Source organism: Clostridium sp. CM038 (assembly GCF_055081105.1).
In genome coordinates this window covers 1,531,057-1,543,658 of the sequence record NZ_CM143651.1, presented here as the reverse complement: position 1 = coordinate 1,543,658, position 12,602 = coordinate 1,531,057, and the positions used below count along the sequence as shown (strand labels likewise).

Sequence of the window (12,602 nt, the reverse complement as noted above, 5' to 3'; positions counted from 1 at the left end):
ATTCATTATCTAACTCCTAAGAGTTAGATAAAATTAGTCTCTCAAAATTAAACAGAGAACTAGGTACGATTAATTACAATAGATATTTTTGAAGAACAAATTAATATTCTTCTATTGCATCGACCGAAGTCAATACATCTACTCCCTAGAAAGGAGGTGATCCAGCCGCAGGTTCTCCTACGGCTACCTTGTTACGACTTCACCCCAATCATCAATCCCACCTTCGGCCGCTGGCTCCTTACGGTTACCTCACGGACTTCGGGTGTTACCAACTCTCATGGTGTGACGGGCGGTGTGTACAAGGCCCGGGAACGTATTCACCGCGACATGCTGATTCGCGATTACTAGCAACTCCGGCTTCATGTAGGCGAGTTGCAGCCTACAATCCGAACTGGGATGAGTTTTTGAGTTTGGCTCCACCTTGCGGTCTTGCATCTCTTTGTACTCACCATTGTAGCACGTGTGTAGCCCTAGACATAAGGGGCATGATGATTTGACGTCATCCCCACCTTCCTCCCGGTTAACCCGGGCAGTCTCACTAGAGTGCTCAACTTAATGGTAGCAACTAATGATAAGGGTTGCGCTCGTTGCGGGACTTAACCCAACATCTCACGACACGAGCTGACGACAACCATGCACCACCTGTCACCCTGTCCCGAAGGACTTCGCCCATCTCTGGGTTATGCAGGGGATGTCAAGTCTAGGTAAGGTTCTTCGCGTTGCTTCGAATTAAACCACATGCTCCGCTGCTTGTGCGGGCCCCCGTCAATTCCTTTGAGTTTTAATCTTGCGATCGTACTCCCCAGGCGGAATACTTAATGTGTTAACGGCGGCACCGAGGTTCGACCCCCGACACCTAGTATTCATCGTTTACGGCGTGGACTACCAGGGTATCTAATCCTGTTTGCTCCCCACGCTTTCATGCCTCAGCGTCAGTTACAGTCCAGTAAGTCGCCTTCGCCACTGGTGTTCTTCCTAATCTCTACGCATTTCACCGCTACACTAGGAATTCCACTTACCTCTCCTGCACTCTAGACACCCAGTTTCAAATGCAGCACCCAAGTTAAGCTCGGGTATTTCACATCTGACTTAAATGTCCGCCTACGCATCCTTTACGCCCAGTAAATCCGGACAACGCTTGCCACCTACGTATTACCGCGGCTGCTGGCACGTAGTTAGCCGTGGCTTCCTCCTCTGGTACCGTCATTATCGTCCCAGAAGACAGAACTTTACAACCCGAAGGCCTTCATCATTCACGCGGCGTTGCTGCGTCAGGGTTTCCCCCATTGCGCAATATTCCCCACTGCTGCCTCCCGTAGGAGTCTGGACCGTGTCTCAGTTCCAATGTGGCCGATCACCCTCTCAGGTCGGCTACGCATCGTCGCCTTGGTGAGCCGTTACCTCACCAACTAGCTAATGCGCCGCGGGTCCATCTCAAAGTGGAATTTTCCGAAGAAAAATCCTTTGATGTTTCGATCATGCGACCAAAACATATTATGCGGTATTAATCTCCCTTTCGGGAGGCTATTCCCCTCTTTGAGGCAGGTTACCCACGTGTTACTCACCCGTCCGCCGCTAATCCACCCCGAAAGGTTTCATCGCTCGACTTGCATGTGTTAGGCACGCCGCCAGCGTTCGTCCTGAGCCAGGATCAAACTCTCAATTTAAAAGTTTACACTTTTTTAGTTGAAATGATTAATCTGCGACAACTGTTAAGTTGTTACGCAAGCTCATTACATACTTTTAGTCTTACGACTAAATTTTACTTTATACTAAAGTAATTAACTGGTTTAACGAAATATTATTTCGCTATCTTTACCTATTTCTCTGTTTAATTTTCAAAGACCAATTTGTTTTGTCATCATGTGACGACTTCTACTATATTACTAGGTATTTCTTGTTTTGTCAATAACTTTTTAAAACTTATTTTCATTTGAAAACATATTAAATAGTTATCAACAGTTAGCTTATCGTGCCACTAGTTTGTGACGACAAGGAGTATTTTATCACATAAATAAGAGCATAATTTCACAACATAGGTACCCTAGCTAGATTATATTCATATTTCTACATATTAGTCTAAATAATTCAATATTTCGCATCCTGATACGCATGGCTAAATACTAAAACCACCTCTTTATCTACCATAAAAGAACTTGCGTCATTTGTAGTACTAGCTAAAAAAACCACTACTCCTATAAGTAGTGGGTTACATTAAGGAATATTTTTTCTAATCTTTAAAAGACATAGTCCGTACAATTCTATCAAAGCCAATAATAGTGTTTTGAAAAATGCCTTCTGCTCTATCTTTATACTCTTGCGGGTTAAACATTGAAGGGCTAAAATGTGTTAATAAAAGTTCTTGTACATCTCCACTTAAAGCAAGTTCTGCCGCCTCACTAAAGGTCATATGTTTGTTCCTTATGGCTTTTTCAATATCATTTTCATTACCATAAGTACCTTCACAAATGAACAAGTCACTTCCTTTAATAAAAGTTGTTATTTTAGGAGTTGGTCTTGTATCTGTTATAAAACTAATTTTTATCCCTGTTCTTTCTTTTCCCATCACCATGCTTGGAAAATATGTTTTATCATGTTCATTTATAATCTCATTTTTTTGCAATCTACTCCAAAATCTCTTTGGTATTTCATTTTTAGCTGCACTTCCTACATCAAATTTTGGTTTTCTATTAAAATAGAGGCTATAACCCAAACAATTAGTTGAGTGCTCAAGTTCTAGTGTTGAAATTATTAAATCATTAAATTCTCCTACTGAAGTATTAATACATTTTAATGAAGCTTGTATTTTCACGGGTTCTTGAGGATTTTCTAAGATATTAAGTTCGTAAGGAAGGTAAGGTGCTGCAACCCTTAGCCCTTTCACAATATCAGTAATACCTTTAGGCCCAATTATAGTAATGGGATCAGTTCTACCACTGTTACCAATCGTTGCAAGAATACCTGGAAGTCCTACAATGTGGTCCGCATGTCCATGAGTTATACAAATCACATCTATCGACTTAAACCCCCAGCCAAGTATTTTCATGGATACCTGGGTACCTTCTCCGCAGTCAATAAGTATTTTTCTTCCTTTATAGTTTATGAGAAGTGAAGATAAATATCTTTCGGGAATTGGCATTCCCCCTCCACATCCTAGCAGTGCTAAATCAACCAATTAAATCACCTCATCTATTGTTTCAACATGAAAAATATGCTAAAGTCTCCAAGTTGAATCCTATTATTCCTCTTTACAACTTAATAAGAATATCAATTTCGAACTTAAAATCCACAAAAATATAGGGTATACCTTATATGATTATATACTATCATATTCTTCTCATATTCACGGACCTTCATTCAAACTCTTTTATTCTAAACTTATTTATATGTCTATATATGAAGGAATTAATAAAAGTTGTAAGAGCCATTATGAAAAATAATAAGAAAATTACAAAGAAAGGTGTTCATATATAATACAAAACACATCCAAGCTGTAGAATTTCAAAACTACAATTGGATGTGTTTTTGTGGTATTGAATAACCAAATACAGATGTTCAATACCCCGAGGAAACTCTATTAAATCATCTCCTGCGGAGATGCATATTAACGACTTCAGAAGGAGATTTATACTCGCCCTAAAATTTTCTATTTGTTAGTCAAGTAACTCCTACTTATAGTAGGTACTCCCCCTAATAGAAGTAGGAGACTTTCCTTCTGAAATGTCGTTAAACTTCTTTAACTATCTCATCGTAGCCTCTTCTATATGCCCTTGGATAAAGTGTCTTACTTTCATCTAAGTATCCAAGTGAGATTAGCATTACTACTGTCTTATTCTCATCAAGTCCAAATTCTTTTCTCACACCCTCAAAATCCACGCCACTCATTGGATGAGAATCTACTCCAAGGTTCTTAGCTGCATACATTATAGACATTGCTAGAAGTCCTGCATTACTCTCAGCGAACTTTAATTTATTTTCCTCTGATGTACCATATAAACTATGTGCAAACCCTTGTGTACCTGCTAATTTTTCTTTATCACCACCAAATAGATTTAACATATCCTTCCATGTAGGATTTGTTTCATTATATCCAGTTTTATTACCTACAATTATTAGGGTCACTGGAGCCTCTAATATCTTAGGCTGACTACTTGAAAGTTTATACAATTTCTCTTTAGCTTCTTTAGATTTCACTGCTATAATTTCCCAAGGTTGAAGGTTAAATGCTGATGGAGCTAATACCGCAAGGTTAATTATATCCTTTAGTATTCCCTCTTCAAGACCTTTATTTACATCAAAAAAATTAATAGCTCTTCTATTTTCAAAAACTTCTTTTAAATTCATTTAAATACACCCCTTAATTTCCTTTTTTAAGATTATTCGTTACTAATTATTATTACTTAATTTATATTATTATACCGATAGTTTACTGATTATGTCAAGCATATATTGAAATTATTAATTTCTTTAATACTAAAAAATCGTTTAACTTTGATATTATGCTCGCATTCTATTCATATATCCTTTGAGTCCATAAAAAGTACCTATAGCTAATTCGCTATAGGTACCAGTTTATTTAATCTACTTAGGCATCTTTGACTTGTTATTTTGTTTCAGGAGCCTTAAATATATTCAATACTGAGCTAAGTGATTCACGGAGATTATCATCCCTTAGCATAGTCATAGCTGAATCAATTACTACACGGGTATCATATTGGCCCTTGTAAATAGGAGTAACCTCTTTATCTAACTTGAGAAGAGAATAAACTGCTGTTTGTGCTGATCTAACCGAGTAATCAACTGTAAAAACAACATCGTCAGGCATTTCACAGAATTGTCCAATAAATGCTAAATTAGTTGATCCTATTGGTACAACCGCAGGCCTATCTCCCATTGTTCTAGGTAAAAATTGACTTGTTATAAAAGGCATTATACATGGTATACATGTAGATGTTTTAAGAATTAAAGGCATCTCTTCTTTCAAAGCAAGATGGCAACATAATTCTGTTAATATCTCTTCACCAGTGCATTCAGACATCTTTTTTTGCACATAGTTACCTTTTTTATTTGGAGACAAGCAATAGCCCCAACATATATTAACATTTTCAGGTTGATTATTATAATATGGTTGATGAGGTAAAACAACTGACATAAGCCAATTGGAGTCCTTGAAAGTAAATACAGAATTTTCATTAAAATTCTCCATTAATTTGAAAAATGTTGGATCTCTAAAAGTAACTGTGAATGATTCCCATAGCGATTCATCTATATGATCATCAAAAACGGATGGCTTACCAAACTCAGGTCTATTCTTCGCTATATTTTCCCAAAGTTTCCACGAGCCCCCTAAGCTCTTAGCTTCAACCTTAGGTACAGTTGACATTGATCCGAGGCTTGACCCTGCTGTCATAGAACCAATGGTTACAAGAACATAGTCGCCGTTTTTAATGTGAATACTTTTTTGTTTTCCATTACAAGTACAATGAATACTTTCTACAGTTTTTTCATTTTCAGAAGTTTTAAAATCTAGATTAGTGACTTCACAATTCATTTCAAAGTGGACGCCTTGTTCTTTTAGCCATTTAACTATTGGCAAAACCATAGAATCATATTGATTGTACGGCGTACGACGGACACCAGACAAAGTGTTAATACGAGGCAACTCATGAATAAATCTATGAAGATATCTCTTAAATTCTACTGCACTATGCCATGGTTGAAACGCAAAAGTTGTGCACCACATAAACCAAAATTTACTTTTGAAAAATGAATCTTCAAAACAATCTTTTACCCTACTTGTTCCAAGTGATTCCTCAGATTGAGCCATAATTTTAATTAAATCCAATCTATTCTGTTGATTAAATCCAAGAGAAAATACATCAATTACCTCTTTATTTTCACCAACTAATCTAGCTTTAGCACTAGACTTAAATTTCTTATTGAATTCAACAAATTCATCATATAATGTTTTTTCTGAATCAGTTAATGACGGAATGCTTGATAAAAGATCAAAAGTGGCGGTGTAGGCTTCTTCATCGAACATTCTTCCACCACGATAGACATACCCATCTTCAGCTGAACCCTGAGCATCTAGACTACCACCTGTTACATTTGATTCTTCAAATATAGATATATTTTTTCCAGAAACATGTCCATCTCTAATAAAATAAACAGCACTCGCAAGGGATGCAATTCCACCTCCAACAAGATAAGCTTTTATTTTATCATTATCACCATTAGAAAATCCATTTATATTTTTATAGTTTTGTTCCATGTTCGCCTCCTGTTTTTTTGGTTTATTCACTAATCCTTTAACGCATTAAAGTTACTTAACACCTCTTATTACATTCATAGATGGACTTCCACCTTCAAACATGTTTTTTACTCTCAGACCTATAAGTGGATTTAACTCTTCATGTGTTAAGATATAAAATTTTTCTTCTTCAATTGCCTTGAATATAGTTGCCCCAATTGTGTCAATTGGTATGCCGCCTTTGATAACCTTATGTTTCTTTTGCTCTTCTTCTTTATATAAATCACTTTGATAATAAGGCTGACTCATATCATTTTTATAAATATTTGGTCTGTGCCTCTCACAATTATCAAGGTCTGTTTGAATAAATCCTGGACAGAATACTGACATTTTTATTTTGTCCGTTTCGCACTGAAGATCTAAGTAGGTAGATTCAGAAAGACCAACCGCTGCAAATTTCGAAGTATGGTAAGCTGACATTCCATTCAAATCCAAAAGCCCAGCTACAGAAGAAGTATTAACAATATGGCACTCAGTATCCTGTTTTAACATTATTGGAATGAACACTTTTTCGCCATGGATAATGCCCCAGACATTAGCTTTCATAACCCATTCCCAATCATTTAAAGATAGTAACCAAGCTGGCCCTGCAACCACGACTCCTGCATTATTAAACAATAAATCTATGTGTTGAAATTTTTCAAGGGCAATCTTCGCTAGCATCTCCATGTCCTCAAATTTCATGACATCCATTTCAACAGCTAATACTTCAGCTCCCTCTGCCTTAAGTTGTTCTTCCGCTCTTTTTAAGTCCCTTCCATCAATATCTGCTATAACTATTTTAATCTCTCTTCGTGCACATTCCTTAGCTATTGCAAAGCCTATTCCATTTGCAGCCCCTGTAATAACTGCTACCTTACCTTTAAACTCTTTCATAATATAACTCCTCCTTTTTATACTGTTTTATAGAGTATCTTCCCACCAATCCCATTTTGAATTTGAATATGGTAAATACGCAATTGGATCTACTTCTGCCAAAACTTTACCCCTTAAAAGTACTGAAGTTCCTACAGTGTAAGTGCAACCTAGCATCTTTACAACTTCTAATTCTGCCCAAGGGTCATGTGGTGAGTCTTTCAGATCCATCTCAAATTCTCCAGTTTTAAACACTTTATTATCCATAGTTGCACCTTGCTCTATAAGTAGTGGGCTTAAGTCGAATCCACTGCCATCTGGTGACTTAGAATATTTGAAATTGAATATAGGTAATCCCTCTCCATAATTATCAGCAATTATTTTCTGTCCATCTTCAGCATTACATTTTCCATTAAGATTTGCTTTTACACTAAAGAAGTTTATTCCATTTCGAGATACACTTCCGTAAACAGAGTCTCCATCTTTCTTAAGTTCGATTTCTGCCATCTTCTTTGGAAAACCATAAATTTCTCTGCCAAGCCCCATAGCCATGCCATCACTTATAGGCATTGAAAGACAATACATTCCATTTCGACCATTAAAATCTGCTGGTATAAATAAAGCTGCTTCCTTGTATGGAGGGCAAAAATTTGTTCTAGGATAATTAGCTACAAAAGCATGTACCAAAGGTACTTTTAGAGGCTTTAGAGGTGCTGGAAGTATACGTGCAATAATCTCAGGCTTTGTTTCCCAATAAGCTGTGAGCATCTGAGCATCGTAAAAAGTTGTAGGTTTACTAATATATTTTTTAATATCATTTGGATTTTTTACAAAACTATTCATTAATGATACCTCCCTATATTTTATATTTCAGAGTTGTTTTACTAATATCTACATCATCGCCATCCTCTCTTTAAATTTATATTTTTATACAAGAATTCTATGTTTATAATATAACGCTAATAAAAAAGGTGTTAAACAATCAATTTCCTTAATTTGTCTAAAAAACATACACTGTACTCAAAGTGTATGTTTTTTAGCTTTAGCGGAAACTAAAAGATAATTATTCCTTGCTTTATTAAAAAAAATAGCTATAATAGAACTAATTTAATTTTTAAACTACATATATTAATTAATCTGGAGGTATGCATAAATGAAAGATTCAACAAAACATTCCGTTATTATAGGTTTTGCACTATTTGCAATGTTTTTCGGTGCAGGGAACCTAATTTTTCCACCATTCTTAGGAAAAACTGCAGGAAGCGCATTTTTTGCATCCATACTAGGCTTTCTCATTACCGGCGTTGGTCTTCCACTAACTGGAGTAATTGCCTGTGCCAAAATTAATGGTACTTACGACAAAATGGCCAATAGAGTAGGTACTAAATTTGCTATAATAACCGGTGTAGCTTTAATTCTTGTTATAGGACCGTTATTTGCGATTCCAAGAACCGCTGCAACAACTTTCGAGCTTGGAATACATCCTATATTTCCATCTGTGTCACAAAACATAGTCGTTATATTGTATTTCGCAATAGCACTTGCGTTTGTGCTTAAACCTTCTTCAATAATTGATAATATAGGTAAAATACTTACACCCGCACTTTTATTAATGCTCGCTATAATTATATTTAAGGGAATAATAGATCCTATTGGACCAATTGTAGCTACATCTAACAAAGGTGGATTCTCAAAAGCTTTAATAGAAGGTTATCAAACAATGGATGCTATGGCTTCTGTTATATTTGCAGGGATAATTATTTCATCTGTTAGATCAAAAGGTTATAAAAATACAAATGATATAATGAAGATGACTATAAAATCAGCACTAGTTGCTGTAGCAGGTTTAACCTTTGTATATGCTGGCCTTATGTATCTTGGAACTCAAACAAGTACTTTGTTCCCCGCAGATATATCTAGAACTAATCTGGTTACCGAGCTTGTTAAGTTAGATCTAGGCAGCGTTGGTGCAGTTGTTCTTAGTTTATGTGTTGCTCTTGCATGCTTAACAACTGCTATAGGATTACTCGCAAGTGGAGCATCATTCTTTGCTAATCTTTCAAATAATAAAGTGTCTTACAAAACTGCTGCTGTTATTATGGCTGTAGTAAGTGGATTAATAGCTACGAAAAACGTTGATAGTATAATTACATTGGCAGGCCCTGTTTTACAAATTTTATATCCAATTGTAATTGTCCTAATAGTTATTACATTACTTGGAGATATTGTGAAGAGTAATACGGTTGTTGCTATAACTACATACACAGCGCTATTTATAAGTATTTTAGATACTATAAATGGTATCTATGCAAATAGCATTGGATTTATTAAATTTATTCCTCTAGCAAGTGCAGGATTCTCATGGCTTATACCTGCTTTACTAGCTTTTATAATTTCTAACATTTTAATAAAACCAAAAGAAGTTATAAATGAAGATGAAGCTACTTCAATTTTTGAAGGTGAGATAAACTAACACTGTTGATTAAGAATTAATATTTATAGTCTAAAAAGCCACCTTTATATGAGAGGCCACTGAAAAACTATATGAAAAATCGTCATCTAATTAAAGATGGCGATTTTTTTATATAAAAGACTAAAAAACAAAAAGGAATTTTAAAAGATATGTCGAATTAGTATAGTAGAATAAAATAAAAGGGGCTAAACTATTATGCTAAAAGGACAATTGGAAATAAAAATAAATACATACCATAGCTTATATTCGTTAATTATTCCGAAAGATAACATTTTAAAGCAAATTAATGACCTTGTTGACTTTTCATTTGTTTATGACGAATTGATGATTAACTATAGTTCATCTATGGGTAGAGGTGCTATTAACCCCATAATGCTATTTAAATATTTACTTTTGAAAGTAATATATGAATTGTCTGATGAAGATGTTGTTGAAAGAACTCTTTATGACATGTCCTTTAAATATTTTCTAAATTTAGCCCCAGAAGAAACAAATTTAATAAACTCAAGTACACTAACTAAATTTAGAAAGCTTCGCCTTAAAGACATGAATTTATTGGATTTATTAATAAACAAGACTGTAGAACTTGCTATAAAAGAGGGAGTTTTAAAAAGTAAAGCAATAATAGTTGATGCTACGCATACCAAGTCACGTTATAACCAAAAGTCAGCAAGCGAGGAATTATTGAAACGTGCAAAAAACTTAAGAAAAACATTGTACGGAGTACATCCTGGTATTAAAGAAGAGTTACCTTGGTGTTAGTATAATATTGTAGACACGGAAAGCCGAACACATTAAAATATAAATAAGATAAGGATGTGTTTATAATGGCAAGAGGTCAAAAACAATATACAGATGAATTTAAAAACACAATAGTAGAGCTATATAACTCTGGAAAAAGCTTAGCAGAGTTAAGCAGTGAATATGCCCTTTCAAAATCAACGGTAACAGGTTGGATAAATAAAAATAAGCCAATAGCTGTGGATAAAAATATAACTTTAACTGCAGAAGGATACAAAAACTTATTAAAGAAAAATGCTAAGCTTGAAGAAGAAGTTGAAATATTAAAAAAAGCAATGGGTATATTCGCAAGGAAATAACTACTGTATTTGAATTCATTACTAACAACAAAAAATATCATGATATCAAACTAATGTGTGAGGTTTTAGGTGTTGCACGAAGCTCTTATTACAATTATTTACACAAGAAACCAAGCAAGCGAGAAATTGAAAACAAGAATATAGAAAAAGAAATTATAAATATCCACAGCACAAGCAAAAATCGATATGGGGCTCCTAAAATAAATAAATCACTAAATGCACTGGGGATAACTATTAGTTTAAAAAGAACACAAAGATTGATGAAAAAATTGGGGATAAGATCTTTAATAGTAAAAAAATATAGACCAACTTCATCTAAAAATAAAATAATAGAGCAGGAAAACATTTTAAAGAGAGATTTTACAGCTACTACAGTTAATGAAAAGTGGGTAACAGATATCACTTACATCCATACTATTAAAGATGGTTGGTGCTATTTAGCATCAGTCATGGATCTTTATAGCAGAAAAATAATAGGTCACGCTATGGCTAAATTCATTGATACTACATTAGCCCTACAAGCTGTTAAAAATGGTATACAGCTACAAAAACCAACTAAGCCTCTAATACTTCATAGCGATTTGGGATGCCAATATACAAGCTTCGCTTTTAAAGAATATATAGAGAGCACTAAAATTATTAAACACTCATTTAGTGCCAAAGGTTGCCCATATGATAATGCTTGCATTGAGTCATTTCATGCCTCATTGAAAAAAGAAGAAGTTTACCATGTTAAATATTTTGATTATGATGCTGCAAGATTAGGAATATTTGAATATATAGAAGCTTGGTACAATATAAAAAGGATACATAGTAGTATTGGATATATTACTCCTCAACAGTGTGAAGATTTGGCTAAAAAGGCTTCATAAAAAGTTCGACTTTTTATGTCTAAGATATTGACATAGATCCACCTAATAAAGTTACAACTGGAGTACTTGAAGATATTCTTGAGTACTGCAAATTATTAATTGATACCATAAACGAGAAGCCAGAAACTGCAGCAAATCCAGCTGTGAAAACTAAATTAAACTACTTAATGGAAGCTATTAATGATGACTTAGAAAATCTAAAAATATCAAAAGATGAGGATGCAAAAGTGGGGCATAAAACTGAGGATAGTTCTTTTTTTGGATATAAATCACACCTTGCTATGAGTGAAGAACGTTTAATTACAGCAGCTGTTATTACAACTGGCGAAAAAAGTGATGGAAAGGAGCTCATAACCTTAATAGAAAAAAGCCGTGAGGCTGGTATAGATGTAAATGAAGTAATTGGAGATACAGCTTATTCTGAAAAGAAAAACCTAGAATATACAAAAGAAAATAAAATTGCATTAATTTCAAGACTAAATCCTGTAATTTCACAAGGAATGCGAAAAAAAGAAGATGAATTTGAGTTTAATAAAGATGCTGGTTTATTTGTATGTCCGGCAGGTCATATGGCTATTAAAAAAGCAAAACAGGGAAAGAAGAATGTTGGTAAAAATCAAGTGCTAACCTACTATTTTAATGTAGAAAAGTGTAAAAATTGTGTTCATAAAGATGGGTGTTATAAAGAAGGCGCTAAATCTAAAACTTATTCAGTTTCAATAAAGTCAAATACTCACAAAGATCAAATAGAGTTCGAAAAAAGTGAATATTTTAAAAAACGAGCTAGGGAACGTTATATGATAGAGGCTAAAAACAGTGAACTTAAGCACCAACATAGCTATGATGTAGCAATATCGTCAGGCTTAATTAGCATGCAAATGCAAGGTGCATTATCAATCTTCACTGTGAATCTAAAGAGAATAATTAAGTTGAAAAGCAGGAAATAGGGCTTTTAAAACTTAATTATAAAATAAAAAGCATGATATATC

The 12,602-nt window shown here is 34.6% G+C and carries 7 protein-coding genes, 1 rRNA gene and 2 pseudogenes; 4 read left to right on the top strand and 6 right to left on the bottom strand.

What is annotated here, in order from left to right; all coding sequences use genetic code 11:
* Positions 1–149: 149 nt before the first annotated feature.
* The 6 genes from ACWJKS_RS07000 to ACWJKS_RS06975 form a co-directional block, all read right to left on the bottom strand.
* Positions 150–1,667: ribosomal RNA gene (locus tag ACWJKS_RS07000) — 16S ribosomal RNA — on the bottom strand.
* A gap of 563 nt (positions 1,668–2,230) precedes the next feature.
* Complete coding sequence (locus ACWJKS_RS06995; RefSeq protein WP_220320568.1) at positions 2,231–3,175, bottom strand: ribonuclease Z; 945 nt, start codon at positions 3,173–3,175, stop codon at positions 2,231–2,233.
* A 551-nt stretch (positions 3,176–3,726) separates the two neighbouring features.
* A complete protein-coding gene (locus ACWJKS_RS06990) occupies positions 3,727–4,344 on the bottom strand; it encodes a nitroreductase family protein (protein ID WP_220320567.1) in 618 nt (205 codons plus the stop codon).
* Between the two features lie 259 nt (positions 4,345–4,603).
* On the bottom strand, positions 4,604–6,274 hold the full coding sequence (locus ACWJKS_RS06985; protein WP_462960818.1) for an oleate hydratase: 1,671 nt from the start codon (positions 6,272–6,274) through the stop codon (positions 4,604–4,606).
* 51 nt (positions 6,275–6,325) lie between these two features.
* Positions 6,326–7,189 carry an SDR family NAD(P)-dependent oxidoreductase gene (locus tag ACWJKS_RS06980; protein ID WP_220287455.1) on the bottom strand — a complete coding sequence of 288 codons (864 nt, stop codon included), beginning with the start codon at positions 7,187–7,189 and terminating at the stop codon, positions 6,326–6,328.
* Between the two features lie 27 nt (positions 7,190–7,216).
* Positions 7,217–8,011, bottom strand: a complete 795-nt coding sequence (locus ACWJKS_RS06975) for an acetoacetate decarboxylase family protein (RefSeq protein ID WP_462960817.1) — start codon at positions 8,009–8,011, stop codon at positions 7,217–7,219.
* Between the two features lie 310 nt (positions 8,012–8,321).
* On the opposite strand from ACWJKS_RS06975, the gene brnQ reads away from it, so the two are divergent.
* The 4 genes and pseudogenes from brnQ to ACWJKS_RS06955 all read left to right on the top strand — a co-directional run.
* A complete protein-coding gene (brnQ, locus tag ACWJKS_RS06970) occupies positions 8,322–9,641 on the top strand; it encodes a branched-chain amino acid transport system II carrier protein (protein ID WP_462960816.1) in 1,320 nt (439 codons plus the stop codon).
* Between the two features lie 195 nt (positions 9,642–9,836).
* Positions 9,837–10,394: pseudogene (locus tag ACWJKS_RS06965) on the top strand (transposase); the annotation flags it as partial.
* Between the two features lie 74 nt (positions 10,395–10,468).
* Positions 10,469–11,613 (top strand): IS3 family transposase gene (locus ACWJKS_RS06960; protein ID WP_462959637.1). Its coding sequence is split into 2 segments (ribosomal slippage): positions 10,469–10,718 and positions 10,718–11,613, totalling 1,146 coding nucleotides; the frame shifts between segments, so codons are not numbered across the junction.
* 41 nt (positions 11,614–11,654) lie between these two features.
* Positions 11,655–12,560, top strand: a pseudogene (locus ACWJKS_RS06955) (transposase); the annotation flags it as partial.
* Between the last annotated feature and the right edge of the window lie 42 nt (positions 12,561–12,602).